19 protein-coding genes, 6 pseudogenes and 1 other annotated feature are annotated in these 26023 nt (G+C 59.5%); of the genes and pseudogenes, 11 read left to right on the plus strand and 14 right to left on the minus strand.

Annotation, left to right across the window (positions count from 1 at the left end):
* Nucleotides 1-94: pseudogene (locus ABIE33_RS27930) on the minus strand (alpha/beta hydrolase); the annotation flags it as partial.
* Nucleotides 95-280: 186 nt separating this feature from the next.
* Between ABIE33_RS27930 and ABIE33_RS27935 the strand changes: the two are divergent.
* The 3 genes and pseudogenes from ABIE33_RS27935 to ABIE33_RS27945 form a co-directional block, all read left to right on the plus strand.
* Nucleotides 281-373: pseudogene (locus tag ABIE33_RS27935) on the plus strand (MarR family transcriptional regulator); the annotation flags it as partial.
* 255 nt (nt 374-628) lie between these two features.
* Nucleotides 629-986: pseudogene (locus ABIE33_RS27940) on the plus strand (type II toxin-antitoxin system RelE/ParE family toxin).
* The gene (locus ABIE33_RS27945) at nt 976-1299 is read left to right on the plus strand and encodes a helix-turn-helix domain-containing protein (RefSeq protein ID WP_429131118.1); all 324 of its coding nucleotides are present in this window, start codon (nt 976-978) and stop codon (nt 1297-1299) included. The pseudogene ABIE33_RS27940 and the gene ABIE33_RS27945 overlap by 11 nt, the downstream one beginning before the upstream one ends.
* A gap of 663 nt (nt 1300-1962) precedes the next feature.
* Here the strand turns inward: ABIE33_RS27945 and ABIE33_RS27950 are convergent.
* From ABIE33_RS27950 to ABIE33_RS27975, 6 genes and pseudogenes are all read right to left on the minus strand, one after another.
* The gene (locus ABIE33_RS27950; RefSeq protein WP_429131120.1) at nt 1963-2952 is read right to left on the minus strand and encodes a HupE/UreJ family protein; all 990 of its coding nucleotides are present in this window, start codon (nt 2950-2952) and stop codon (nt 1963-1965) included.
* Nucleotides 2949-3833 (minus strand): peptidyl-prolyl cis-trans isomerase, encoded by an 885-nt coding sequence (locus tag ABIE33_RS27955; protein ID WP_429131122.1) that lies wholly within the window; start codon nt 3831-3833, stop codon nt 2949-2951. Before ABIE33_RS27955 ends, ABIE33_RS27950 begins: the two co-directional genes overlap by 4 nt.
* A complete protein-coding gene (locus ABIE33_RS27960; protein WP_429131124.1) occupies nt 3830-4438 on the minus strand; it encodes a HupE/UreJ family protein in 609 nt (202 codons plus the stop codon). The genes ABIE33_RS27955 and ABIE33_RS27960 overlap by 4 nt, the downstream gene beginning before the upstream one ends.
* On the minus strand, nt 4435-5046 hold the full coding sequence (locus tag ABIE33_RS27965) for a HupE/UreJ family protein (RefSeq protein WP_429131126.1): 612 nt from the start codon (nt 5044-5046) through the stop codon (nt 4435-4437). Before ABIE33_RS27965 ends, ABIE33_RS27960 begins: the two co-directional genes overlap by 4 nt.
* On the minus strand, nt 5043-7013 hold the full coding sequence (locus ABIE33_RS27970) for a DUF3604 domain-containing protein (protein ID WP_429131128.1): 1971 nt from the start codon (nt 7011-7013) through the stop codon (nt 5043-5045). The genes ABIE33_RS27965 and ABIE33_RS27970 overlap by 4 nt, the downstream gene beginning before the upstream one ends.
* Before the next feature lie 123 nt (nt 7014-7136).
* Nucleotides 7137-7328 (minus strand): annotated as a pseudogene (locus ABIE33_RS27975) (esterase); the annotation flags it as partial.
* Nucleotides 7329-7415: 87 nt separating this feature from the next.
* On the opposite strand from ABIE33_RS27975, the gene ABIE33_RS27980 reads away from it, so the two are divergent.
* Entirely contained in the window at nt 7416-8195 is a 780-nt protein-coding gene (locus ABIE33_RS27980; protein ID WP_429131130.1) for a hypothetical protein, read from the plus strand.
* Here the strand turns inward: ABIE33_RS27980 and ABIE33_RS27985 are convergent.
* From ABIE33_RS27985 to ABIE33_RS27995, 3 genes are all read right to left on the minus strand, one after another.
* Nucleotides 8192-9160 (minus strand): CobW family GTP-binding protein, encoded by a 969-nt coding sequence (locus ABIE33_RS27985; protein WP_429131132.1) that lies wholly within the window; start codon nt 9158-9160, stop codon nt 8192-8194. The genes ABIE33_RS27980 and ABIE33_RS27985 overlap by 4 nt on opposite strands.
* Before the next feature lie 26 nt (nt 9161-9186).
* On the minus strand, nt 9187-10296 hold the full coding sequence (locus ABIE33_RS27990) for a sulfite oxidase (protein WP_429131134.1): 1110 nt from the start codon (nt 10294-10296) through the stop codon (nt 9187-9189).
* 209 nt (nt 10297-10505) lie between these two features.
* Nucleotides 10506-11177, minus strand: a complete 672-nt coding sequence (locus tag ABIE33_RS27995; RefSeq protein ID WP_429131137.1) for a DUF938 domain-containing protein — start codon at nt 11175-11177, stop codon at nt 10506-10508.
* Nucleotides 11178-11499: 322 nt separating this feature from the next.
* Between ABIE33_RS27995 and ABIE33_RS28000 the strand changes: the two genes are divergently transcribed.
* From ABIE33_RS28000 to ABIE33_RS28015, 4 genes are all read left to right on the plus strand, one after another.
* Nucleotides 11500-11961 (plus strand): mobile mystery protein A, encoded by a 462-nt coding sequence (locus ABIE33_RS28000; RefSeq protein WP_429131139.1) that lies wholly within the window; start codon nt 11500-11502, stop codon nt 11959-11961.
* A complete protein-coding gene (locus ABIE33_RS28005; protein ID WP_429131141.1) occupies nt 11958-12554 on the plus strand; it encodes a mobile mystery protein B in 597 nt (198 codons plus the stop codon). Before ABIE33_RS28000 ends, ABIE33_RS28005 begins: the two co-directional genes overlap by 4 nt.
* Nucleotides 12555-13324: 770 nt before the next feature.
* Complete coding sequence (locus ABIE33_RS28010; protein WP_429131142.1) at nt 13325-13918, plus strand: ankyrin repeat domain-containing protein; 594 nt, start codon at nt 13325-13327, stop codon at nt 13916-13918.
* Between the two features lie 13 nt (nt 13919-13931).
* Complete coding sequence (locus tag ABIE33_RS28015; protein ID WP_429131144.1) at nt 13932-14441, plus strand: YHS domain-containing (seleno)protein; 510 nt, start codon at nt 13932-13934, stop codon at nt 14439-14441.
* 17 nt (nt 14442-14458) lie between these two features.
* Here ABIE33_RS28015 and ABIE33_RS28020 read toward each other — a convergent pair whose 3' ends face one another.
* The 3 genes and pseudogenes from ABIE33_RS28020 to ABIE33_RS28030 form a co-directional block, all read right to left on the minus strand.
* Nucleotides 14459-16627: an adenylate/guanylate cyclase domain-containing protein gene (locus ABIE33_RS28020; protein WP_429131145.1), complete on the minus strand. Its 2169-nt coding sequence runs from the start codon at nt 16625-16627 to the stop codon at nt 14459-14461.
* A gap of 949 nt (nt 16628-17576) precedes the next feature.
* Nucleotides 17577-18110 carry a group I truncated hemoglobin gene (locus tag ABIE33_RS28025; protein WP_429131147.1) on the minus strand — a complete coding sequence of 178 codons (534 nt, stop codon included), beginning with the start codon at nt 18108-18110 and terminating at the stop codon, nt 17577-17579.
* Nucleotides 18111-18675: 565 nt separating this feature from the next.
* A pseudogene (locus tag ABIE33_RS28030) lies at nt 18676-20446 on the minus strand (chloride channel protein).
* Nucleotides 20447-20592: 146 nt separating this feature from the next.
* Between ABIE33_RS28030 and ABIE33_RS28035 the strand changes: the two are divergent.
* Both ABIE33_RS28035 and ABIE33_RS28040 read left to right on the plus strand, forming a co-directional pair.
* Nucleotides 20593-21033, plus strand: a complete 441-nt coding sequence (locus tag ABIE33_RS28035; protein WP_429131295.1) for a MarR family winged helix-turn-helix transcriptional regulator — start codon at nt 20593-20595, stop codon at nt 21031-21033.
* A 171-nt stretch (nt 21034-21204) separates the two neighbouring features.
* Nucleotides 21205-21260 (plus strand) — a sequence feature (sul1 is cis-regulatory element that is thought to sense ions involved in sulfur or methionine metabolism; They are found in Alphaproteobacteria).
* A 69-nt stretch (nt 21261-21329) separates the two neighbouring features.
* Entirely contained in the window at nt 21330-22796 is a 1467-nt protein-coding gene (locus tag ABIE33_RS28040) for a SulP family inorganic anion transporter (protein WP_429131149.1), read from the plus strand.
* A gap of 507 nt (nt 22797-23303) precedes the next feature.
* Here ABIE33_RS28040 and ABIE33_RS28045 read toward each other — a convergent pair.
* Nucleotides 23304-25082: a cation:proton antiporter gene (locus ABIE33_RS28045; protein ID WP_429131151.1), complete on the minus strand. Its 1779-nt coding sequence runs from the start codon at nt 25080-25082 to the stop codon at nt 23304-23306.
* Between the two features lie 426 nt (nt 25083-25508).
* Between ABIE33_RS28045 and ABIE33_RS28050 the strand changes: the two are divergent.
* Nucleotides 25509-25895, plus strand: a pseudogene (locus ABIE33_RS28050) (pyrroline-5-carboxylate reductase dimerization domain-containing protein); the annotation flags it as partial.
* Nucleotides 25896-26023: the final 128 nt, after the last annotated feature.

Raw genomic sequence — 26023 nt, forward strand, 5'->3', positions numbered from 1 at the left:
GGACGAGAATGACTGTGGGCTTTGCGGGCTGGGCAATTGCACTGCCGGACAGGAGAGCTGCGGCAAAGGCAAGGGTGGCGGCGAGTTTGAACATGACGATATCCTTCATGGCTTGGGATCTAGGTTCAGGCGTGAGGCAGTTATTTATTTGCGTCCGATTTATTTGTGTACGATTTATTTGCGTACAATCTATATGTTTCTGAATTGACCATGTCAACCGCTGGCAAATAGATCGTGCGCGAATTACTTGTGCGGAAAGGAGATCGCCATGACGAAGCCAGACGACCATCGCGGCGTCGCCGGGATGCTCTGCTTTTCCCTCTATTCCGCGAGCCACGCATTCACCCAGCTTTACCGGCCATTACTGGACAAGCTGAGTTGGGCCATGGCGCGAACAGTTGACTTGGAGAATGACCGCTCTCGCTACGATTGTGCGAAGAGCACACGAGAATTGGGTCTGGAGTTCCGGCCGGTCACCGAAACGCTGCGTGATGAAGTGCCCCGGCTCCGTACACACGGCTTCTTGCCTAGCTGAAAGGTTCAGCGATACGGCGATAAAGGGCTACAGCCAAGACAGAGGTTTCAGCCAAAGACCTTGATAGGTGTAGCACCCAGTGCATATAAAACGATGTCAGAACGGACTTTCAGAACGGCGTGGTTTTCCAAGGCAGCGAAGAAAGCGCGGATCTCCGACAAGGCCCTTTGCAAGGCGATTTAGAAGTCGCAAGCGGACAGGCTGATGATCTCGGTGGCGGCGTGTTCAAGAAGCGGCTCAACGACGACATGCATCGTTCGATCGTCGTGGCGAAAGCCGGTGAGTTTTGGGTGTTTGCCTATCTGTTTGCGAAGAAGGACCGCGCAAACATCGATGACGACGAGCTCCTGGCTTTTCGGAAGCTCGCCGACTCTATCGGCACAAGACACAGGCCGAGCGTGATGCCGAAATGGTGACCGGCGCCCTATTGGAGATTTGCCATGGCGACTAAGCGCAGGGTTAAAAGCGATGCCTTTGAGGCGATCCACAGCGCCGTCGAAGATATGTATGCGGCGGGCACCATCGACAAGAAAACCATGAAGACCTTCGATGAGACTTGCCTGTCCATCCCTCAGGAGCTGAGGCCGGGTGAGATTAAGGCGCTGCGCGAGAACAATCACGTAAGCCAGCCAGTCTTCGCGCGCTTCCTCAATACCAGCGAGTCCACCGTGCAAAAATGGGAAACGGGCGCGAAGCGGCCGAGCGCACCAGCACTACAGCTACTTTCTATCGTACAAAAGCATGGCCTCGAGATGCTATCCTAGGACCATACTACCCGGAAAGATGGCGCGCAGTTACAGTCGATACATTACGCGATCTTAGAGGCACAATACCAGAACGGAGATCGCTCCCTTCGCCCAAAAGCGTCCCAGCTAACGCCGCGTCCTCCTCGCCCGCACACATCCACCGGTTCGCAGCTTGACGATGAAAGTATTCATCTCGCGTCCGAAATTCGACCACACCATGTCCCGGCGAACCCACCTCGATCACGCCGCCCTCTTCGAGCCCGGAGCGAGCGTGCGAGGGAATCTGCAACAGATTCGTGCCGGTAATTTTGCCCTATTCCCTGTTGGCGAGGTTTGAGCGTCCCATGGGCTGAGCTGCCGCGGCGCCAGTGGCGGCTCGGCCGCATCCTCGTCGTCGACCACCTTAACAGGTCTCAGGCGAGCTCGCTGAGGGCCCTGGCTTGGAGGGCGGTAAATCCAAACTGTACGCAGCGCTCGGATAAAGACCTCGGCGTAGTCGCTGAAACTCATCGACGGGCTTTTCGTCTCCAACAGCAAGTGCCGGCTGGAGGATTAGCGGAAGACGTTTCCTTCCACCATTCGCGAGCTTACGGGAGCCAGCATCTGCCCCTGCCAGAGACGCGCAACTCATCCCGCTTGATTGCGGCTAGGCCGTACAGCAGTCATCCAAACAGCAAGCCCTTATCCAAATCCCGAAATGCGCTGGAGGAACCAAAAAGCGGACAGCGTTCCAATCAGATATGCGAGCCCTAACCGCAAGCGCGAAAGGTCGAGGGCCAGCAATAGCCTCATGCTAGCCAGCGCCAGGAGCGCAATCGCGACAAACAAAAGTTGTCCCACCTCAACGCCGAGGTTGAAAGTGAGCAGCGCGAGCAGAACATCCTTCTGGGGCAAACCGATTTCGCGCAGCGCACCGCCGAAGCCGAAACCATGCAGAAGACCGAACAGAAAGCTGATCAACCAAGGATAGCGGCTGGAAAGATGAATGCCGCCGCGACCGGAACGGACGATTTCGGAAGCCACAAACATAATGCTGAGCGCTACCAGCGCCTCGACGGGCGGCTGCGGTGCGGACGCGATGCCCAAGGCGGCAAAGGCGAGCGTGATCGAATGCGCCACCGTGAACGAGGTGACGGTAACCAGGAGTGCCTGGGGTTTGCGGATCAACAACAGCAGCGCAAAGACGAACAATAGATGATCGATACCCAACAGGATGTGCTGGACGCCCAGAAGGAAGTACGTTCTTGCCGTATCCATGCTGGTAGGAGATGCCGCCACCGTCAAGTCCGGGAAGTCAGGCGAAACCCGGCTGGTTTGCGTGGTGCCATCGAGATTGACAATCCTCGCCAAGGCGTCGGTATAGGTCGATGACAGGCCGTCGATGGAGATCACCTGCCCCGCCAGCCCGCCGACACACTCCGTCTGCCAGCGGCTGACATAGGCGGTCTCTATGAAACCGCCAACAGGTTCGACCTCCTGCCTGCAAGTCTCGGGTAACCTGACATAGAGAGCCATCCTTGCATCGCCACGCGCTGGAACCTTCCATGTGACCGCATAGCGGGCCGGCGCGATCTCATTGATCTCGAGAAATGCGGGGCGCAGTTCATGTCCCCGTGCGGCCGACGCCAGCAGAAGGAAGCATGCGGCAACAAGATTCAGGAAACGGATCAATGTGCCTCCGTTATCTCGACTGGCGGTCTCTGCATGTCGGTCGGCCGGAGAACCCTGACCTCATACCGCCTCTTCATTTCATCATAGCGCCGCGCGGCGATTTCCCTCCGCCTCTCGCTTTCCCAATCCAACTGGACAGCGACCTTGACGCCTTCAAGCGATGGCGCACTCGCCTCGATTCTCTGCTCGATCAATACGAGATGAACGCCATATTGCGAGCGGACGGGGCCGAACCATTGCCCCGTCGGCGCGGATGACAGCACCTTGACGAACTGCTCGTCGAAGGTCGTTGCGATCATATCGGCGTCGGTCAGATCCACTCGGCCGGGCAAAAGCGTCGTGTCGCCGAGAGAAGTGCCACCCGTCTCAGGTGCACGCCGCAAGACTTTCAGAGCGGTGGTCGCCGACGTCTCACCTCCGTCGCCAGGACGATCGCTCTTGAAGAAGACCTGCCGGAAAGCAAGTTGCGGCAGACGCCGATATTTGTCCTCATGCGCCTTGAGATAGTCCTCAAGTTCGCCGGGCTTCGGCGTCAGTTGTTCGGCACTTGGTTCCAGCAGGAATTCCATTTTCTGCTGCATGCGCCTGCGAAAGACAGTGTCGTTCTGATCGAGGCCCATCTTCTGGCCCTCACGATAGAACACCTCCTCCTTTACAAAGCTGTCGATGAGACCTGTCAATTCCGCTTCGGTGGGCGGGCGCTGCCAGGTCTTGGAAAAGGTTTTGAACAACTGAGCGAGCTGGCCCTCGCCGACCTCGATCACCCCCTTGTCCCCGGCCGGAGGCGAACGGTCCATCACGGAATACAGACCGAACACGACCGCACCCAGAAAGAAAAACTGCGCCAGTGGTTCAGTGAGAATTTTGCGCAACGGGCTCATGTGACCGCTCCGGTCCTGGCATATTCGAAAACAAGGACGATAAGCGCGCAGGCGGACGTCCACGAGCCGAGGACGCGCACGGCGATTGCTTGCCACGACGGGAAACGGCTGAGCCAGGCTGAAAGTCCACCGCAGTAAAGGGTTGCGAGGCTTGCTCCTGACAACGTTCCGGCGAAAGCCAGCCACGCCTCCTCGGGCAGGACTCCCTCGGGGCCGCTGTTCGCTCCCAGGACTGCGCCAGCGACAATCGCTAACAGGACCGAAAGCAGGACGCCGGGAGCCACCGATCCAGCGACCATCAGGCCTGCGAATAGCGCGACCATAAGGAGAATTCTCTCGGGTGGAGCCTCGACCGGGAGCCACGACACCAAAGCTGCCGAACCAGCAAGCGCGACAACGAAAGACAGTAGCGAATACCTGCTGCTGGTCGGCGCATGCTGACCGATCATCAGTCCCAGCGCCAGGAGTACCAGCAGATGTCCGGGCACAAGATAGGGATGCAGCATCCCGGTGTAGAAGACGCCGATCCCCTTCACGGGACTATGCGCGGACGCAGGTCCGACGGTTGCGACGAACAGAAAAGCCGTGGCCAGACCGCGTTTCATGCCACACCTGCGAGGAATGCCACGCCCGCCGCCGCGATGCCTCCACCCAGTGCGCGAATTGCGAGCCTGCCGAAATCCCATTTCGTGAGCAGCCCGAGCGCGATCCCTGACAGATGGAGAAGACCGGTCGCCAGCACGAAGCCGCCTGCGAAGGCCACGCCGTCGGCCGCGGCGGGCAGTTCCGTGCCATGCGCGTGACCGTGGAAAATCGCGAATGCCCCGACGAAGAGTGCCGCGACCCATATTGGCGGACGCGCCGCCAGTGCCACCATCAGGCCCAGTACGATAGCCGACAGCGCGATACCCAGCTCGACGCCTGGAAGCGGCACGCCAACAATGCCGAGCGCACCACCAAACGCCATGACCATCGGAAACACGACGGGCAGTACCCAGATTGCGGGCGCACCGAGAAACGCCCCCCAGATGCCGACCGCCACCATCGCGGCGATGTGATCCCATCCCAGCAGCGGATGCATGAAGCCTGACGCGCCCCCCCCTGCGACGCCTGCAGCGTCGTGAGCGAATGCTGGGGGGCTGAGCAAGAGTGACGCAGCAGTTAGCGTGGCCGCCGCAATCGAATACAATCGCGGTTTGTCACCGTCCTTCATGACGGGTTGTACCAGATCGGCGACGTGAAGGCGCGTTCCTGCAGCGTCATCTTCGTCCCCGGCAAAGGGTTGACGCCGAAACGGACGGCATCGTAGGCGGTCCAGCGCGGTGTCGGAATCTCGATGACGCGGCCATAGTAGAATGCCCGCTGCGCCGGGTCGAATTCCGGATCTTTCCAGACCGCGATCAGCTCCGGGTCACCGATCGAATTCGTCCATGTTGCTGTCGCCAGGTCAACGGTATCGCCAACTGACGGCAGTTTTCCGTCTGACCCTGACTTTCGGTCATCGGACCACGCGACATCATAGACCTTCTCCTGCGCGTTGCCATCTTTGTCGAGCCATCCCTTGACGATCTGGTAGCGGTCAAGATTAGCTCCAATCGGGTCTTTGAGAGCCGCAACCAGGAACGTCGGAACCTTGCCTGCGGGTGCTGCGGCAAGGTCGCCGCCCATAGGGACGCCCTTCGCGTAGCCGACATCCGCTGGCATGCGGCTTTGCGCATCCTTAGGCTCGAAATCCCAACCGGCAAAGAAGCGAACAACCATGCGTGGGCCTGTCGTCGCGTAGGTTTCCTTTCGCTGCATCGCATCCCAGATTGAGGCACGGGTATTCTCCGAGGCCCACACGGCGGCGTAGCCTGCAGCCGATACTTCCCAGTCCATGATCCTGACGCCCGATTTCTTATTTTCAATGAAAGCGGCGGTCATGCGGTGCGGGCTTGGCTCCTGCGGTGTGGTTTTGCCGAAGAAGTTTTCTTCCTCCACGGCAGTGAGGCCGGTATGGGCGTCGGTACTGTTGATAAGCCCGAACTTGTATGGATTGGTGCCGAATTGCTCTTCGAGTTTCAGTCCGTTCTTATAGGCTGACCGCGCATATTCGAATTCGAGCATCTCCTTGGTCTTGGGCACGCTGCCATCCAGATTGCCCTTGTCCCATGTTTCGAAATCTGCGAACTCGTCGTTCGGAGACAGGAACGGATGGGACTCCCCTGCTCCCTTGGTCTGAGCCGCCTCGTAGAGGCGCTCCCATTTCGCGCGCGTCTGGACATAATCCGCGTCGATCTTCCTGCCGAACGCCTCAACGATTGGGAACATCGTGCCGTTGCTCAGATTGCCGTTGTGGGCGATCGCCAGCACCCGGCCCCCGGTCTTCTGCTCGTAGGCCGCCATCCATTTCCAGAGGTCCGCAGGGTTGTCGCTGCCCATCGGCGGATAGACGGTGAAGGGTTCGACCTGGCTTGCCTTGTCGCCGTTATCGCGGAAAATGACGTTGCGATGCAGGTTGTTGCCGTTTGTGTTCGACGTCCACTCGTAGCCGATGAACGCCGTGAAGCGGTTCGGCTCGTTATACTCCTCAGCCGCAGCGATCGTCTCCTGCCACGCGCTTCGATAGGCGTCCGTACCTGGAAAATACATGAGGTCCTTCGGGAACTTCCCATGGGAGAAGGCGACGATAATCTCCATCGCGGCATTGGCCCCTTGGCCTGATTGCAACATGTCGTACCATCGGCGACCTGTCGGGTCGGCAAGCATGTTCGGTTTGCCAGCAAACAGGTCCGGGAAGAAACCCATGTTGTCCGAGTGATCCGCGACCACAAGAAAGTCGAGAGGACGGGAGAGCTTGGCAGGCTGGCCCGACGAGGCGGTGATCTGTTCGCCTCGGGCGAAACGATAGGCGTCCCGGGGACCAATCCTTGCACCGAACGCTCCGGCGTCCATCGAGAAGGAGGTATGGAGGTGGGTGTCTCCGAAGAACGGCCGCGTCGGAAAGTTCCTGTCAGCGTAGGGCGAGTAGGCACGCTGCTTGGCGAAGACCCCCGCGGCCTTCTCCTTGTCGATGTCGCCGATGTCGGTGGGCACGGCCTCCTGGGACCAGGCCGGATGAGAGAAACAAGTTGCCAAGAGGCCGATGAGGAGACCCCTCCCAAAGCCGTGTTTTCTTCGACTACTGCTCAAATCCTGCATCGTCATTCCTCCTCAAGGAAAATACAGTTTCGGCTTTCACGTCTGTCAAGCAATCTGCGCGCCATTCCGGTGCCTGCCAAGTATGTTTCGGTTGCCGGATTGGAACGGCAGTTTCTTCGGCTAAGCAACTTCGCCGACTTTGCCCTTTCCGCCCGGCGGAATGGAAACGGTGATCTGGGCGTAGGTCGGCTTCCGGGCCCGCTCACCTGTGAACACCTGTCCGGGAACGGTCGACCGGGCGGGGGGGTGTGCTATGAGCATATCGACCTTGTTGGACTGCGGAGCCGTGTCAGCCACGGGCGTCAGCCCGAACATTCATACTTTTCTCTCGACACAGCTAATATCGGACTTCATCATCCGTCGATAGGCGATTCCCGGGACCAGAAATGGATGTATACGCAGATGACTGGCAAGAGCAGATATCTCGTACTTGCAGTGGCGCTCGCCGCGACCACTCCAGTGGCAGCCGCCGACGCGTCGGATATCTACGGTGCTCCTCCCACCGACAGCGGGTGGAAGTACCAGGTGGCGCTGGATGGTTGGTTCACCGCCTTGGACGGCAGTATCGGCGTCCGCGGGCTTCCAGCCGCCGACGTGAACTTGTCTGCACTCGATGCCATCGAGCACCTTGAGGGCGCGTTTGCGGGGTCTTTTCAGGCGACTGGCGATAGCTGGCTGCTCTACTCCGATGTCATGTGGTCGAAGATTTCCGCAGATGCGGATGTCGGGCCTTTCGGGGGCAACGTCGGGTTCGAACAGGAGCAAATCCTGTTCACGGCGCTGGTCGGCTACGAGCTGCCGGTGAATGTCCAAAACATGCAGCTCTACGCCACTGGCGGTCTGCGCTACCAGGACTACAAGGTCGACATTTCGATTGACCCCGTCTTCTTTCCCGGAACGAACCGCAGCGGCTCGCAAAGCTGGGTCGATCCCATCGTCGGCATGGCTTTGCACTACGACATCAACGACCGGTGGTTCGTCGATGTGATGGCCGATGTCGGCGGGTTCGGCATCGCTTCGGACATCACCCTGCAGGGGACGGCCACCGTGGGCTACAACTGGACCGACACGATCTCGTCGTCCTTCGGCTACCGGGCGCTCTACACCGACCATCAGGACGGCGGCTTCCGCTATGACGCCACGCAGCATGGCCTGTTCACCCGGCTGTCGTTCCACTTTTAGGACGCGGCAGTCATCCATGCCGAGGCCGCCGGCTGCGCGAGCACCTGCGGCGACTCCGCACGGCATCGGTCGTACACCTGGCGCAGCGCCGCACCATCAACCCCATCGCGCGCTCCGATGGCTACGATGCGGGTTCGCGGTTCCTCGTCATTCCATTCGTCCCCGACCGCAATATCCACCCGCTTGCCGACGACTTGAAGGACGATCCGGCGGCCTGGTTCTTCAGCGACATGGACGATGCCTTTGCATCGATAGACGTTGGCAGGAAGTTTTCGCGCCGCCTCACGCAGGGCTTTCAGTGAAAGCGGCTCTGTCGTCTCGTAGCTCCACGTGCGGAAAACCTGCGGGGGGTCATGCCTGCGATAATGGAGGCGATGCCCGCAATTGTGATCGCGACAGTCCGGGTAATGACCGGAATCCTCGACCGGGGGGATGGCGTCGAGCTGCATCGGATCAAACCGACCGACTGACAGCAGGATTTCCAGCGGTACGTTTCCATGGGACGCCTGCACGAGCCGATAGCGGTGGAACCGGTCGTCGAGCCATGTCTTGATCCGTTCAATCTCCTTCGGGGCGACAAGATCGACCTTCTTGAGAATGAGCATGTCCGCGAACGCCACTTGGCGAAGCTTCAGTTCCATCAGTTCGGGTGCCAGGAATACCTGCTCCGCATCGACGATGCACATGATGCTGTCCAACCGGATTCGATCGCGCATGTCCTCGTCCATGAAGGTGAGTGCGATGCCCGACGGGTCCGCCACTCCGCTGGCCTCGAGCAGTATAAATTCGGGCTGTTCGGGACGGGCCGTCACCTGTATTACCGCAGAGACAAGATCGTCGCGGATGTTGAAGCAGCGGCACATCGGATGGCCGCTTTGCGCCCGCATACTGGTCATGGAGCCACCGGCCGCCGTTGCTGCAAAACGGACATGACGCAGTGACAACGCGGGTTGCAGTTGCGCCAAGCCGCCATTCCGCCCCATGCGGGTGATTAGATCACGAATTCCTCCTCGTAGGTCTGTGGCTCGGGAACGACCGTAACCTCCACCGGAACGATCCAATTGGCCGCGTAGCTCTCGCAGTCGGAACGCTGGAGGTCGGGCTGCACGCACCCCGCCCCATCGGTCGCGCGACATCGCAGCTTATATCGCCCCACTTCCTCAGGAGTCCACATGTACTCCCACAAGCGCCATGCAAAGGGACGTTCTGGTTCGAGGAGCCTTCCCTCGCGCCAGCCCCTACCATCTCCGGTGCAGACCTGCACCTGCCGGATAACGGCCTCGCCGCTCCAGGCGGCTCCGAAAATCCGATACGGTTGGCCGGCGATGAGACGCGCCCCTTGCACGGGTCGCGCGATCTGTGCTTTGACCTCCATCTCCGCGAGGGGGACCAGCCTGGGTTCCCCGAGGCTGCGCTCCCAACGGAAATAGTCGCGCGCCTGCCAGTAGCCAAGGAACGGTTGTTCCACAACCGTGATATGCGTGATCCACTTGACCCAAGCCATGCCGAACCAGCCACCCACGACCGCGCGTAGCGGGTAGCCGTGATCGCGCGTCAACGGCTCCTCGTTCATCGAATAGGCAAGGATCGTGCTGTGAGCGATGGCCTTCTCAATCGGTAAACTGCGCGCAAAAGCGATGGGGCCGGGAGAAGCCGTTTTCCTGTTCGTGTCGACGACGCCGCTGTCTGCGCCCACGAGCAGAACCTCACGTGCGGTTCGCTTAACGCCCGCCATTTCCAAAATCTCGCGCAGAAGAACACCTGTCCACGCAGCATTGCCGACGGCTCCGTTCTGCCACTGCAACCCCTCCTTCGGGGGCACATAGTAGACGCGGCCGTTCCCTGCGCACTCGACGACGGCGGTGAAAGTCGTGCTCCGCATCGCCTTGATGCTGTCGAGGTCAAGTTCGATCGGCCGCTCCACCGCCCCGCCAACGCGCAATCTCCAGTCTCGCGCATCGAGGTCCGGCGAGGGGAAATGGTTTCGCACGAAGAACAGCTCGGTTGGGATCAACCAATCGGAGAGCGACGCAAACGGAAACTCGGTGTTCTGTGGGGAGTTCTGTCGAACTATTAGGCTGGGTTGCTCTGGTGTCGGCATAGTCCTCGTCTCCCCTTCCAAGAACACAACGTTGGCACTCGGTCGCGCGAATTCCGGTTCGATCACACCGCCCCTCGCAGTGCGTCTGTCGCGTTCCTCCTTCGGCGGCATTCTAGCACATGCCGCACGGTCCTCGGATCGACCTCGAACGGCAGCAAAGGGCGCGAATGCTGCTATGGGCCCACGTCTCTTTCGCGCCCGCTTGTCGTTCAGGCACTACCGCTAGAGAAGACCAGCAACATATTGTTGGTAGGCATCTCGATCGTCTCGCGGAGATTAAGTCCAGCGGCCTCACCCACTTGTTCAAGATCAGCGATATCACGCACACCCCAGGATGGGTTGCGCTCCTTTAGAGCCGCGTCGAAAGCAGCGTTCGAGGGGGCGTTGTGTGCCCCGTCGCGCATGAATGGGCCGTAGAGAAGAAGAAGCCCACCAGCGTGAAGCAAACGGCCAGCTCCTGCGAACAATCCTAAGCTTGCCGCCCATGGCGCGATATGGATCATATTGATCGACACGATGGCGTCAAAATGCCCCGTTTGTTCGACACTCCATTGTCCTGAACACACATCGATATCCCGCGGTGCCAGCACATTCTTCAGCCCGGCGAATTTGATCCAGCTAGATGTGCTGGTGCGGGCGTCGGCATCCGGATCGCTCGGCTGCCAGGTGAGGTTGGGCATTGCTCCCGCAAAACACACGGCGTGCTCGCCGGTCCCGCATCCAATCTCCAGCACGGCGCCACGTGTTGGAAGGACACGTTTTAGGACCGCGAGGATCGGCGCCGAATTTCGCGCAACGGAAGGTGAGAACATGCGCTGGTCGGTGCTTACGTCGCGCTGTTCCAGTGCAACAAGCGAACGGTCCTTCTTCTCTGGGGGCAATGGCCTTGAATCCCCTTTGGGCGATGTCTCCCACCTTATAGCTGAAATGATGGGACTGAAACCAAGGATTTCGGACTTACGAAGGGGGTCGTCGGCGCGTGCGTTCGGCCGAGGCGCGACCGAACGTCCACTTCGCGTCTTAGAACCACCTGAGCGAGATGATTGGATTCAGATTACAGACTGATATTTACCTCTGATTCACAGCCTACAGACTGGAATCTGAGTCGCCATATCATATCACGGTTAGAGTCAGCAACTTGAATATCAGACTGTATTCTGATATCTATCACGTCAGGATCAGCTCACAATCTGAGAGTTCTGGATGAAAAGCGACAGTCGAAAAAGGGGGCGCCTCCGGCTTGATGAGCGACTTTGGGCGCTTAAACCAATCGATCGGTTCAAAGCGCCGCCGAAAGGATGGGTGCGCGCCCTACGTGACGCGCTCGGGATGACGGGGGCACAGCTTGGCACGCGCATTGGCGTGCGGCCCCAAACCGTAGAAGCCATCGAGAAGTCGGAAGCCGCCGGCACGATTCAGCTGAACACCTTGCGTCGCGCAGCCGAGGCGCTCGATTGCACGCTCGTCTACGCACTCGTTCCCAACAGCTCGCTCGAGGCGGCCGTCGAGGCACGCGCACGGAAAATCGCAACACGCGAGCTTCACCGCGTCGCGCATACAATGCGGCTAGAAGCCCAGGGCACAGACGATGCAGCCTTCGAATCCCGCGTCCAGGCGTACATTCGCGACAGGCTCTCCGACCGCGACCTCTGGAACGACCCATGACAGACCTGTTTCAGGAGCCTGAAGACGCGACACCCCTTGAACCGCACGAGCGTGACGGACTCCTTCAGACATGGATTACGCACCGCCGGGATCTCAACGAAGCGGAGCAGGAGAATATCGTCGAGGGCGCGGCCTGGGCACGGGGTCGCCGACGTGCGCCGCTTGAGCGAATGCTCAGCGAGGAGTTCATGAGAACGCTGCACAAGCGGATGCTCGGCGACGTCTGGGAATGGGCCGGCGCCTTCCGAATGACGGAGCGCAACATCGGCGTCCAAGCCTACCGCATCGGAATGGAGCTCGCGAGCCTATTGAGCGACGTTCGCTATTGGATCGAGCACCAGACATTTCCGGCGGATGAGATTGCGATAAGGTTTCACCATCGTCTAGTCGCCATTCACCCTTTTCCAAACGGAAATGGCCGCCACGCCCGATTAGCAGCCGACCTTCTAATCGAACGCCTGGGTGGCGAACGTTTCAGTTGGGGCGGCGAAACTCTGGCTGATGTTGGCGAACTCCGTACCCGCTACGTCGCAGCCCTACGCGCAGCGGACAATCATGATATCGCGCCACTGTTGGAATTTGCGCGGACTTGAGAGGTGCGGCCTCCGCGCATTGCTTTCCTTGATGGGAATCGAACTGTCGACCAAGCACTCCACAACAATACGACGTTCATCATATTTCGTTGTTCAACAGAGCGTTGAATGCACATTTTTAGTGAACTGATTTTGCGGCGTTCAGTAAAATCTGGTATTCAACGCGCCGATGAAAACCCACAAATTATTGAACGTAGAGAGGCAAGCGGCGCGATCAGGGTCACACCGGAATAGGCGCCGCCTGCAGATGAAGCTATCGGTCGCAATTCTTGAAAAGCTCGTCTGTGGATCGGCTCCGAGATTATCTCGATGGTTGGGTGAAGGGACACTTTCTGCGCGTCGGTGAGTTCGCTCGTACGGAAAGTTGCGGATTGAGGGCTCGGGCTCGGGCTCAACTACTTGCTACGGCGAGCTCGCGGCTGTCGAAGGGCAGAATGGTCGCGAGCGCGTTCCTTGGAGCCGTGGGAGGGGCTTGGAAGGTGTACATCTAACAGGTCCCGTTAATACATTATGCGATCTTCTGTAACGGGCATTGCGTCAATCCCTTGTGAGCTTAATCCCTCGCCGCGTGCTTGCTTCTGTCCGCAGTCGGCGCTGGTCCGCTGCTCTATGGGGTCTGCTGAGGACTGTCCCGCCTAAAGTGTCCACGTCGTGAAAGAGCCGACACTGATTTATTCCACGAAGCCTGGTTGTTGCCATCTTGGACACACTGTCCTACCCAAAGGTCGGCGCACGTGCTATTTTTCATTGGAAACGACCAAGGTGGAGCCATGCGCCGATTACTTGCATCGGTAGCGTTGTTTTTCGCGGCGACAATGGCGGCCGCGGGTCAACCCTTGTTCGATGCAGTTGCGGCGGGAGACACCGCCGCCGTCGAGCGGGTCCTGGCCGCGGGTGCCAATGTGGACAGCCGGGCACGCGATCAGGCAACGCCTCTCATCAACGCCGCCCTGGCAGGCCAGCTCGCCATAGCCGAATTGCTGATCGGCAAGGATGCCGATGTCATGGTGCGCAACGTCGGCGGCTTTACGCCCCTTCATGCCGCGGCCTTTTCCGGCAGCTTGCCGATCAGCAAGCTGTTGCTCGACCACGGAGCGACGCTCGATGACGCGGCCAACAAGGCGGGCGTGACGCCGCTGATGGTAGCAGGTGAGGAAAACCACGTAGAACTTGCCGAGTTTCTGATCTCCAAGGGTGCCGATGTCGGTCACGCCGAGGTTCATGGCTACACCCCGATCACGAGGGCGCTCTGGAAGGGCAACACGGACATCGTCCGGCTGTTCAAGCGGCATGGCGCGACCTGCCCTCCGGCCAGCCTCCTCGGCGACCAAGATTATGCGAAGTGCATGGAACTCCACGATTGAACAGGAGGCACAGATGGATGCAGTGACCAGAAGCGGTGAGCGACGGATCAGTCGCTCTGCGGCGGTATTCGCTCTCGCTATGGCAACGGTCGCCGCTGGGTCGCCTGCTTTCGCCGACGACTCGGTAAACACGGGCTACTTCGGCGGTGTGGCTATCATGGGATACGACACGGTCGCCTATTTTACCGAAGGCAAAGCGACGAAGGGTTCGGAGAAGTTCTCCTACGAATGGCTGGGGACGCCGTGGCATTTCGCCAATGCCAAGCACCGCGAGATGTTCATTAGCGAACCGCTCAAATACACGCCTCAGTATGGCGGCTACTGCGCGGGCGAGGTTATCTATGGGTCGGTCACGGTCAATATCGATCCGGAAGCTTTCAAGATCATCGACGGCAAGCTTTACCTGATCTACGACAAGAAGCATGCGGAGGGGTTCGCCGCCAACGCGGAAGACGCCGTGGCGAAGGCAGACGGCAATTGGCCGAAGGTGGCGGCCGATCTGGAAATGGATCAGTATCACTGACCGAAGATCGGCCGCATCTATTTCACGGGCGAGAAATAGAAGACCTTTGTAGAGTTCACGTAGGCGTAGACGGTCTCGTCGGGCGAGTTGGCACGTCTGTAGACCGGACCGCAATCAGCTTGACCGAATGCATTCTCGCTTTGCTCGCAGAGCATGTTTCCATTGATGGAAACCGTTTCGGTCATCAACTGCGTCGCCGAGCGGAACGCCGCGTTGCCATCGAGGCCGATTTGCATGATTGCCGGGCTTCCCGAGGGCTCGGTCTTACCCCGCAGCAGTTTGCCCATGACGGTGCGTGCAATTTGGTCACCGTTCAGCCGATCACGCTCGTCGGCCTTGAAACCGAACGGCCATTCCGGCAGGCCGGCCTCGCGAAGGCCATCGAGAATAAACATCAAATCCTGCTCGCGGAAGTGGGCATGGCCGAGCCGCCAGCCTGCAAGGCAATCGCGCCCGGCCTGAAGGCGGATTCCCTCGGCGACAGCCGCGCGGGCGTCATCGAGGCGGCCGGCACGGACATAGGCCATGGCGAGAGGAGTAACGAACTCGCCGTTCCCCGGCGAACCATTTCGGGCGTGTTCGAAATTGTCAATGGCCTTCGCGTAGTCGCGCTGCAGATAAAACACCAGGCCAGCAGTGTATCTGCCGATGGCGGAGAGGTTTGGATCGTGCTTGAGCGCCGCCTCGACGGCCGCAGCGGCTTCGGCATGATTACCGGAGACCAGTTGAACGTATGCGAAGGCCATATGAGCGTCGGCATCGGCGGGTCCAAGCGACACTGCCTTCCGCGCCGAGGTGATCGCCTGCTCGTAGCGGCGGTCCACGACCTGCATGACGGCGAGAACGGCGTACGGCGATGAAAGCTCGGGGTCGAGGGCCAGCGCGAGACTTGCCTTGTCGTAGGCCCTTTTTCGCGCCAGCGCGCTCTGGAGAACGTCGTCGTAGGCGCTTCGCCAAACATAGGCGGTAGCGTGCGCGTCGGCGGCGAAGGCCTCGGCAAAACCGGGGTCGAGCGCCTCCGCTTTGTCAAAGAGCGCCAGCCCCTCCAACATCCGGGAACGCCGGCCAGTCCGCGTCGCCTGCACGGCCCGCAGGTAGTAGTCGTATGCTTCGAGATTGGCGGTCGGCGGTCGCGCAATCCGCTCGGCCTCGGACGGAGTCAGCGTCAGGCCGAGCGCCTCGGCGATCTGCCTGCTGAGCTCGTCCTGCACGGCAAACACATCCGCCCCGCCTCGGCCAAATCGGTTGGCCCACAGATGGTCGCCGCTTGCCGCATCGATCAGTTGCGCGTTGACGCGGATTTGATCGCCGGTTCGCTGCGCGCTGCCCTCAACGACAAAGCGCACACCGAGATCGCGTTTGATTTCTGCCAAAACGACGGGCTTGCCTTTGTAGACAAAGACCGAATTCCGGGAGATGACGTCGAGGTGCGAAAGCCTGGCGAGATCGGTGATCAGGTTGTCGGTGATGCCATCGGTGAAATAGTCCTGGCCGGGGTCGCCACTCAAATTGACGAAAGGAAGCACCGCGATGGTTGGGCGTGGCGGCGCAAACGGCCATTGCCATAGGACGACAATCGTGGTGCTCGCGATCAACAGCGCTGCGAGCGTTGCCAGCATCATAGCCTGCCGTCCAGCCCGCGGGGCCGCGACGACCTTGCCCGCCTTTAAGGGGTCCAGCAGAACGCGATAGACGCGAATCGGATCGGCTATGTTCTTCAGTTTTTGCTCCCCGAGAGCTGAGAAGCCGACGTCGACCTTGTGCACTGCTTGGTCGAACGCGCTCCCGGATATGCAAATGCCGCCGGGATCAGCCAAAGCCTGCAGACGGGCGGCTATGTTGACGCCGTCGCCGTAGATGTCATCGCCTTCGACAATAACGTCACCGAGATTGATACCGATGCGGAACTGAATTCGCTGGGTCTCGGATACTCCCTGGTCGTTGCTGGCCACTTGCCGCTGGACCTCGGCGGCACACTGGACAGCATCGACAACGCTCGCGAACTCGACGAGTGCGCCATCTCCCATGAGCTTGATGATGCGGCCGTGGAACTCCTCGACGGCGGGATCGACCAGGTCCCGGCGGCAGGTCTTCAGCCGGGCCAGCGTGCCGACCTCATCCGCTCCCATGAGTCGGCTGTAGCCGACCACATCGGCGGCAAGGATCGCGGTGAGCCGCCTGTCCATAGCTCTGTCCACCTTTTCGATGCCGTGATGAGACCGCCGCCTTCATTCTACCACGTAGGGCTCGCGCAGGCACCGCAGCTTCTCGGTGTCGCGGAACACTTGAATTTTCGCAGTCACAATCCTGCTTGTCTGGGCAGGGGGAAGCCGATAAGTGAAGGAATGGTCGTTACGTTGCCCGCGTGTGTAGGCGAGTCGAACGGCAAAGTTCCACCCGACTGAGACGATCGGAATCCGGCAACATGCCGTCACTCCGGGACGTCTTCCGATCCCTCGTCTTGAGCGGATCTGAACCGTCGACCTCACAATTCGCGACGCATCTATTTGGCAGGGCCTGCCATGTAAACGGATGCGTAGACCCGCTGGGGGTTGGGTTACCCCGACGCCGACATCACCCAATATGCCGGCTGGGTAGACTACGGATTTTGTGGGTGCTCGGCTGCACCGCCGGCACCGGCATCCCGGGGCCCGGGAGACAGGCGCCTTCAATTAGGATTGCCTTGCAGATTGCCGATGTCGCCCCACCGAAGCGCCCGATGAACCGCCCTGATCGACTGATCGATTGCGAGGAAGCGATGGAGGCGGCATTCCAGATACTCATCGAGCGTGCTGCTGCCGCTGGCTGAAGCCAACAAGAGGCCACACTCGGATTGATCGACCTGATACAGGCACACGTTGATACAATGCGGGAGAATGAAAAGACGGGGGAAGCATTTTCCAGAGCGCGGAGGCGACGACTCCTGCATTGACTTGGAGGCGCAGGCTGGCGTCCCTGGCGCTTCAGACCAACAAGACGCAAAACTTAGCAATCGCTGAGATGGGGGTCGCGCGCGCCCTCGGTAAGTGGAAGTCAGCGGACCGTACACAAGGCCTATCGCGCATTAACAATCCCGCCCAGCGAAAGATAGGCGGGATTGTCCAGCTTCGGGCATGCAGGAGGGTCAGCAGCGACCTAGCCCGCGGTGACCTCGCCTTTGTGGGCGGCGAAGGCCGCCAGAACCTCGGCCTTCTCCGGTTCGGGGACCTTGAAGAAGTCCAGGGTCCGTCCGAGTTCCGCGGCGACCTCATCAAATTCGACGGGGGAGATGCGCAGGTCCCGATGGGCCGCCTCAAGGCCGAGCGGCGTCGCGCCAGGCTTGGTGGCCGTATACTGAAAGGGTCCACCTGAAACGTTGCAAACCCACAGCGTTCGCATGAACTTGAGGCCGGGCAGCCTTCCGAGGTTTTTGGTATGCCATTCGCGCAACTGCGGGTTTTCGGACTTCTGGCCGACAATAGGATTCTCGATGACGGCGTCGCTGAAATGATCCACCACCGCCGCGATGGCAAAGACTCCGCCGAGTCGCTCGTACAGGCTTTTTTCAGGTGTGGTTTGATTGGCCTGCGCGTTATCCGCGCCCGCCAAAACAGTCACAGAAGCAGCGGTCAGCGTTAGCCCTGCGACCACGCTTCGTCTTGTTATCGAAGTCGAAAAAGCCTGTGACATGGTCACCTCCATGGTCTACGCCGGGGGACAATGCTCGAGCCGAGTAGCAACTTTGTCAATGAGCATCGTCTAATATTACTTCCGCTTCGCATCACAACCGCTTGACAAGCAGCTCTTCTGTAATCACGTCATTACCAAAGCACTAAACACGGGAATTCATCATTGTCCGCCGCCTCTTGCAGCCCTTGAAGGATGGGCGGCGCAGCTTCTCGTCCGTGCCCCTAGGCCGTGCCCGATCTCGGCAATAGGCATGGCGGCCTTGGCGGAGCTTTTTGGCCTTGTCGCCGAGGAAGCCAAAGGCGGACTGCCCCTCAAATCCTTCCTCGACCGCGTCCCCCCCCCCACGACCGGCCACGTTTGGCAAAAAGATTACCGAGACAATTGTTGGCGGGCGGGCGCAACAATCTGCCTACCGCGTCAGGACGCGTGGTGGCCGCTACGTTTCAGTCGTTGCTTTCGGAAGGTGCTTCCGTGATCGCCAAGGCACACCGGTGCTCTACTCGGGCATTGTCGTCTTGGAAAGCGCCACCTCCACTAACGACAATCGACGACACTGAGTTGTTCATCACCCTGAACCACTCGTCCTACAAAGGTACGGCCGCCGCTCCAGTTCGGAAGATTTCTGTGCCTGCCTGAGCCGGAGAAGATCTTTTCGCGCGACGAGGCCGACCACTTGCCTGGATACCGGATCGATGACGGGAATTCGAGCGATGTCGTTCGCAATCATGATATCTGCGATATGTCCAACGGTGTCGTCTGCGTACCCGATCGGAAGCGATGTATCTGATATCTTGTCTTTCAACAATTCAGCCCTAACGTCGGGGTCCCGTTGCCACCGCAGCGCCTCGGCGCGGGATACTATGCCTATGAGCGCGCCGCCCTCGTCGACGACCGGGTAGGTTCGGTGGGCCTTGTCCGCCTTGGCAAAATGCGCGCAAACGTCCTCGACGCTCATGGTCGCCGGCAAAGTGTCGACGGCGTTGACCATGATGTCGCGGGCGCGGGTGAACTCGAACGGATCGACGCCATATTCGCGGGTGATGTGCTGTCCCCTGCGCGCAATTTTCTCAGTCAGTATCGAGCGCCGCAGCAACAGTACGGTCACGGCATAGGCGGCGATCGTTGCAGCCAGCAAGGGAACGAGTGCGCCGAGATCGCCGGTGATCTCAATGGCGAAAAACGTTCCGGTAAGCGGCGCACGCATCGTGCCGCCCATCATCGCTGCCATGCCAAGGAGCGCCCAGAACCCCGGATCTCCTGGGAGCGCCAAACCAATCAGCCATCCAAGGGCACCCCCAAGTATCAGTAGCGGTGCGAGCACACCGCCTGACGTGCCGGATGAGAATGGCGATCACCGTCGAAGCCGGTAGGTTGTTATGCAGCAATCCTTCGATGACATCGTAGCCGACACCGAGCGCATGAGGTTCGATCAGTCCGCCAAGTCCGACCGCAAGGCCTCCGAGCGCCGGCCACCACATCCAGTGGACTGGCAATCGCTCGAACAGATCCTCGACCTTCTAGAGCAGTGTCGTGAGCAGGCCTGATTGAAGACCGGAGACAATCCCCACCCCCGCACAAACCAGGATACCCCACCAAGGAAGACTTACCTGGAAATGCGTTGGAAACAGGGGACCGACGTCGAACAACAGCGGACGCCAGGTCACAGCGGCACAGACCGCGACGACGACAGGAATGAAACTGCGCGGTTTCCATTCAAACAGGAGCAACTCTACCGCAAGCATGACGGCGGCAACCGGTGAGCCGAAAATCGCCGTCATGCCAGCCGCCGCGCCGGCAACCAGCAAGGTCTTTCGCTCCGCCGCACTCATATGGAAAAACTGCGCAAACAGCGAACCGATCGCCCCACCGGTCATGATGATCGGCCCCTCCGCCCCGAACGGCCCGCCGGTTCCGATTGAAAGCGCCGACGACAGTGGTTTCAGGACGGCCACCTTCGCTGACCTGCGGCTGCCGCCAATGAGGATTGCCTCGATCGCTTCGGGTATGCCGTGTCCCCGGATCTTCTCCGAGCCGAAGCGTGCCATCAAGCCGATGACGAGCGCGCCAACGACGGGGATCGAGACCATCCATGGCGAGAAGACGACGTCGGCAATCCGCGCCTCCTCGGCGCTCACCCGCCCGAACCAGATAAAGTTGGTCGCAAGGGCGATGAGATTGACGAGAAGCCAGGCTGCAAAGGCCCCACCGGTACCGACGATCAGCGCCATTCCGATCAGCAGAAGTACGCGCCTGTCTGTCGTGAAATCGCCAGCCTCGCGGCGAGCAAGTCCGCCCATGAAATCGTGCTGGCGTGAGTGAGGAAGTTTCGTTTGCATCGAGAGACCTGTTGCAACGGTGGACCGAGGGCGCAATGCCCGCGGCCCTGTTATATCGTGATACGATATAAATCAAACCGGTGTTGGCAGACCGCACCTCAGCAGGTAAGCACGAGGCCAGCAAACCACTTTTGGTGCCAAAGCACGTGACGAAAAAGAGAGACGAAATCACTGACGCCGACTACGAGGCCCTTGCCAATCTGCGCTACATCTTGCGCCGGTTTTCGGAGTTTTCGACGTCGGCTGCCCAGCAGGAAGGGCTCCCCAGTCAGCAACACCAGGCGCTTCTGGCAATGAAAGGCTACCGCGGCGACACACCCCTGTCAGTTGGGGTCCTCGCAGATCGCCTGCTCATCGCGCCGCACACTGCATCCGAACTTGTCGAGCGACTGGTATCAGCCGGCTATGTCACGCGGGAGCCCGATCCTGCCGACAAGCGCCGCCAAACACTTGCACTTACCACCCGGGCCGCGGACATCCTGAAGCGATTGAGCACCATTCACCTGACTGAGATCCGAGATATGGCACCGCGCCTGATAGAGCTCCTCAGCGATCTCCGGAACGAAGATCCTTTCCCAAGCTCCTGACTGAAGGAAGTGCCTGGTGCGCTTGGGCGAATCATTGAGGTCGGCAAATGGTGCGGGCTCTTGCAAAGGTGAGAACGGCGGACAAAGGTGAAGGACCATCCTCGCCAGTTGTGCCCATGCAGTTTTCGATGTTGCAATGCGGAACAAATGACGTCATAAAAAATCACTCACCACGGACCCGGTGAAACTCCGGGTGGCTCTTCTGGCCGCCGATCCGCCAGACCACGCAAACCTGCATGCCATCTCCAAAACCGCGCGAAAGAGCGCGTTCGACATGCTTTGCGAGAACTCATCAAATGCGATTTTCCTCCATCCGTCGGGATTGGTCCGCCGCTCCTATGCGCGAAATGCTTGCGGGAGCGGTCGCGACATTCGCCTTGATCCCTGAGGTCATCGCCTTTTCCTTCGTCGCCGGGATCGATCCTCAGGTCGGTTTGTTCGCATCCTTTATCATCGGCATTGTCATAGCCTTCACCGGCGGGCGTCCTGCCATGATCTCGGCTGCAGCAGGATCAGTGGCACTCGTGGCGGCCCCCCTCGTCCACGCACACGGGCTACCTTATCTCTTTGCAGCCGGGTTGCTGGCGGGCGTGCTTCAGATCGTGTTTGGACTTCTCCGCCTCGGCGTACTCATGCGCTTCGTTTCCAAATCCGTTCGCACCGGCTTCGTCAACGCGCTTGCGGTCCTGATCTTTGGAGCCCAGCTGCCGCACATCATCGGCGGTGACTGGCTTGCCTACAGCATGCTGGCGGCGGGGCTTGCGGTCATCTACCTTGCCCCAAGGCTCACCAAGGCAATACCGTCACCGTTGATCTGTATTCTCGTATTGAGTCTGGTATCAATCTCGTTCAAACTTCCGGTGATGACCATTGCCGATCTCGGCAAATTGCCTGATTCTCTTCCGATCTTTGGTTGGCCCGCCGTTCCCCTGACACTGGAAACGCTGGGGATTATCGCAGCGCCGGCGCTCGCCATCGCGATGGTCGGCCTGCTTGAATCCATGATGACGGCCGGTGTCGTAGACGACCTTACGCAAACTGCGAGTTCGAAGAACAGGGAGTGCACGGGCCTCGGCATCGCCAATGCCGCGGCAAGTCTGTTCGGCGGGATCGCAGGCTGTGGCATGATCGGCCAGACCGTCAGCAACGTGAAGTATGGCGGACGCGGCCGCCTGTCCACGCTGTTTGCGGGGGCCTTTCTCCTGGTGCTGATGGTCTTGCTGAAGCCGTGGGTCTCGCAGGTTCCAGTCGCAGCCCTGGTCGCAATCATGGTGATGGTGTCAATAGACACATTCGACTGGCAGTCTTTGCGCAGCGTGATCGTTCATCCCAAGGTGTCGAGTGCGGTTATGGTTGCGACGGTCCTCGTCACGGTGTTCACTTCAAACCTGGCTCTCGGTGTCACGGTCGGCGTCCTTCTAAGCGGTGTTTTCTTCACCTTCAAAGTTGCACGCCTCTTGCGCATTGAAACTGTCGTCGACGCAGCTGCGGGACGCTTGACATATCGCGTTTCGGGTCAGGTGTTCTTCGCGTCGGCAGACATTTTTGTTGAAGCATTCGATATAGAAGAGGCAGGCGGCAAGGTCGTTCTTATCGACGTGTCACAGGCGCACTTCTGGGACATCACCGCCGTAGATGCTCTCGACAAGGTCGCTGAACGTTTCAAGGCGCATGGTATGGCCGTAGACATTCTGGGCCTGAACGAGGCGAGTGCGACGTTGATCGGAAGCCTGAATGGTTCGATGACGCTTAAAGAAGTTTGATCCAGATTTTCAGATCCCCGACAAAAGCGGGCGATGGACGCAAAGGCCCATGGCCCTCTCTCAACTGCTGGCTTGGACCGAAGGTGATCATTTCCATCGTTACACGGTTGCGTAGCCTCCAAGCTCCTGCGTCTGCCAAAACGTCATTTAGTGAGTTGAAGTGTTGCCACACTCCAACCGAGGCCATCCAAGGCAGGGCCGTCTTGTGCCGCGACAGGCAATCCCGTTGTGATGCAGTCGCCTGACAGGCGTGCCACCGGGGGCCCTTGGCTGCATCCACGGCCGCGCACCGGCCGTGACGTGCTCGACGCGGTTTGGATCCCGATTAGCCCAAGCTTAAGGTGCACCTGACGCCTTTTCAGGCGTTGACGCCTCTCGGGTCGTGCGCGAGCCGCTCACCATCGTTTACTTCAAGCCGGCTCTGAAGCTACCCCGGTCGCAGTGGTTCCCGGAGCCGCAGTCAATGAGGGTCCCAAGATGTCAACGATAATTCCAGGAGACTTCGATTCATTTTGACTTACGCGGTCGGATCGCATGCCGTTCCCTGTTCGAACCGTCCTGTGGCTGTAGCATCTTGCGAAATTCATCCCGCCGCTCATGAATGGATGCTATTACCGGACCCATCGGAATGCCGATGCCAACAAGCACCGCTTGGGACAACTGAAGGCTCGCTTCGATGGTCTCTGGGACCGCATCCGTCACTTGGAGCTCGTATAATTCAGTTGCATGCACCGCATCCCGTGCGCGGGCGACAATAGTGAGATCCGCCCGCTCGGATCTTGCAGAGGAGACGATAGACGCCACAGCCTCGGCATTGTCCAAAGTCACAACAAGCGCGCGAGCACTCTCGATACCGCAGCGTCGAAGCAACTCAATTCGGGTAGCATCGCCATAATAGATCGTAGAACCCCGCCCTCGCTCCTTTCCAACAAGCACGGGATCGGCGTCGATTGCCAGGAACCTCAACCCATGTCGCGTGAGCATCTCCGCCACCAGATGCCCGACACGCCCATATCCGACAACGATCACACGCTCCAAGCCGTCGTCATGCTGGGGCGTTAATCCTGCAAACGAAGGATCGGCCGTACCGCTAGGTGCCCGATCGCGGCCTAGCAGCCGCACGAGCAAGGGAACGCCGATCATTGTCAAGGTTGCCGCAACTGTGGCAGTGGCGGCAACGGCGCCAGGGACCACATTGCCTGCCACAGCAGCACCGATAAGGATCAACGCGAACTCGCCGCCAGGTCCTAGCACAAGTGCGACCTCGCCGGCATTGCGGGTCGTCAGTCCTGACAGGCAAGCGATGGGAAAGAGGGTGAGAGCCTTTATGGCAAACAGGCCAATCGCGACGCCGAGGGTGACGATCGGGTTGGCAATGATCTCGGACAGATCCAGACGAGCTCCAACGGAGACGAAGAAGAGCCCGAGCAAAAGCCCCTGGAACGGCTGGATCGTAACCTCGATCTGACGACGATACTCGGTTTCAGCGAGTAGGAGACCTGCGACGAAAGCACCCAGCGCCATGGACTGACCACTGAGGGCTGTGATTAGACCAGAACCGATTACGACCAAGAGGCATGCAGCGACGAACAACTCGTCACTCTTTGTCGTCGCGACCAGCTTGAACAAAGGCCGCAGAATGAGGCGACCGAGGCCGGCCATCGCGAAAAGCGCCACGGCGGCGGGCGCCAGGGCATACAACAGGCCGGCGCCGAGCCCCGCCCCCCCATTTGTGCCCAAAACTGTCACCATGAACAGGAGAGGCGCCACCGCGAGATCCTGGAAGAGCAGTACGGCGAAGCTTGCCCGTCCAACTGTCGTGTTCAGCAGTTTGCGCTCAACAAGCGACGGTATGATGATTGCCGTCGACGACATGGCGAGCGCACTGCCCAGCACTACTGCTGAAGCAGGAGTTTGACCCAGCAAGCCCGCGATGGCCGCGAGCATGGCTGTCGTAGTAAGTACTTGCAAGCCGCCCAATCCGAAAACCAGTCTGCGCATTAGCAGAAGACGGCTCCACGACAGCTCGAGCGCGATCATAAAAAGCAGGAATGCTACGCCGAATTCGGCAAGATGCGCTATCTGTCCGGCGTCAGTGATAGAGATTGCAGAGAGCCACGGCCAATCTCCTACCAGTGCTCCAAGACCGAAGGGACCAAGCAGGATGCCGGCTGCGAGAAACCCAAAAACGGGGCTCAGTTTCAATCGCCCAAACAGTGGTACTATGACGCCGGCCGTCGTCAGAAAAAGCAGAAGCTCTTTATAATTTTCTGGTCCTGGCGTCATCGATAGCTCACAACCCTTGGCTCAGAGTGACGGGCTCATAGTCTACTAGGCCGACTGGCATCTCTTCTCTCCCCTGAAGGATCCTACTCTCATTTTCAGAGGAATGCCGCGGAAGTGGTACCATCGCTTTCGTGGCTGGCGGCGACGACGGTTCCCTATTTTCACAAACGACGGATTCGCGCCGTTAGCAGGTTCGCACGCCTTCCCGAACCGTGGCGCAAACTAATGCCTAGATAGCTACCGGCGCTGAAAACGGGGGATCAGGCTTTTTGTCGTATGCCGAACCACCAACATTCGGCACGAAGCGACGGACGAACGCGCCAGTCACACGATTTAGGGCCTCGACTACCGCAATACCGGGCCATATGAGGCTGTGACAGAGCTTTGTGAACTTGGAGCAGTTGCGCAACCAGCCGCCGAAAGCACGTCTACCCACCGGATGAGGGCACGGCCGCGATCTTCAATGTGCTCGGCAACTCTGTCCAATGTGAAACCAAGGCGGAATACGACCTTCTCGCTACCGCGAGCGCCCTGATGGCGACCTATTTCGGCATCATGCACCGCACGACGGAATGGCTCGCAGAGAACGGTTTGCCGGAAGAAAAGAGCCGCGCCTATCTCGCCCCACTCTTTGCCGGTCTCGCAGAAACAGCAGCTCTTGCCGAAAACGATATCAAATTTATCGATATGAGCCGCGAGTTCGCCACCAAGGGTGGCCTCAACGAGCAAGTGTTTCAAGATTTCGACGGTGAGGGCGGGACGGATGCGCTGAGGCGAGCGCTCGATGGTGTCCTTAAGCGCATCACAAAGTGAGCCTGCGCTCAACGTTTGCCCGATTGCATCGTCAGCGTGATCGGAACTCTTGCTGCTCTTGAATGAGGGTACCAGGCGCGGGTAGCCCTGCTGCCAGAGCCCGTTCGCGCGCGGCTTGCCCGGTTAAA

Source organism: Ensifer sp. 4252 (assembly GCF_050434565.1).
Taxonomy (GTDB): domain Bacteria; phylum Pseudomonadota; class Alphaproteobacteria; order Rhizobiales; family Rhizobiaceae; genus Ensifer.

What these genes read in the sequence shown, in the direction of transcription:
- ABIE33_RS27945 (WP_429131118.1), top strand. Translation starts at nt 976, where the DNA reads ATGGCGACTAAGCGCAGGGTTAAAAGCGATGCCTTTGAGGCGATCCAC.
- ABIE33_RS27955 (WP_429131122.1), bottom strand. Translation starts at nt 3,833, where the DNA reads ATGAGCCCGTTGCGCAAAATTCTCACTGAACCACTGGCGCAGTTTTTC.
- ABIE33_RS27960 (WP_429131124.1), bottom strand. Translation starts at nt 4,438, where the DNA reads ATGAAACGCGGTCTGGCCACGGCTTTTCTGTTCGTCGCAACCGTCGGA.
- ABIE33_RS27965 (WP_429131126.1), bottom strand. Translation starts at nt 5,046, where the DNA reads ATGAAGGACGGTGACAAACCGCGATTGTATTCGATTGCGGCGGCCACG.
- ABIE33_RS27970 (WP_429131128.1), bottom strand. Translation starts at nt 7,013, where the DNA reads ATGCAGGATTTGAGCAGTAGTCGAAGAAAACACGGCTTTGGGAGGGGT.
- ABIE33_RS27980 (WP_429131130.1), top strand. Translation starts at nt 7,416, where the DNA reads ATGACTGGCAAGAGCAGATATCTCGTACTTGCAGTGGCGCTCGCCGCG.
- ABIE33_RS27990 (WP_429131134.1), bottom strand. Translation starts at nt 10,296, where the DNA reads ATGCCGACACCAGAGCAACCCAGCCTAATAGTTCGACAGAACTCCCCA.
- ABIE33_RS28000 (WP_429131139.1), top strand. Translation starts at nt 11,500, where the DNA reads ATGAAAAGCGACAGTCGAAAAAGGGGGCGCCTCCGGCTTGATGAGCGA.
- ABIE33_RS28005 (WP_429131141.1), top strand. Translation starts at nt 11,958, where the DNA reads ATGACAGACCTGTTTCAGGAGCCTGAAGACGCGACACCCCTTGAACCG.
- ABIE33_RS28010 (WP_429131142.1), top strand. Translation starts at nt 13,325, where the DNA reads ATGCGCCGATTACTTGCATCGGTAGCGTTGTTTTTCGCGGCGACAATG.
- ABIE33_RS28015 (WP_429131144.1), top strand. Translation starts at nt 13,932, where the DNA reads ATGGATGCAGTGACCAGAAGCGGTGAGCGACGGATCAGTCGCTCTGCG.
- ABIE33_RS28020 (WP_429131145.1), bottom strand. Translation starts at nt 16,627, where the DNA reads ATGGACAGGCGGCTCACCGCGATCCTTGCCGCCGATGTGGTCGGCTAC.
- ABIE33_RS28025 (WP_429131147.1), bottom strand. Translation starts at nt 18,110, where the DNA reads ATGTCACAGGCTTTTTCGACTTCGATAACAAGACGAAGCGTGGTCGCA.
- ABIE33_RS28040 (WP_429131149.1), top strand. Translation starts at nt 21,330, where the DNA reads ATGCGATTTTCCTCCATCCGTCGGGATTGGTCCGCCGCTCCTATGCGC.
- ABIE33_RS28045 (WP_429131151.1), bottom strand. Translation starts at nt 25,082, where the DNA reads ATGACGCCAGGACCAGAAAATTATAAAGAGCTTCTGCTTTTTCTGACG.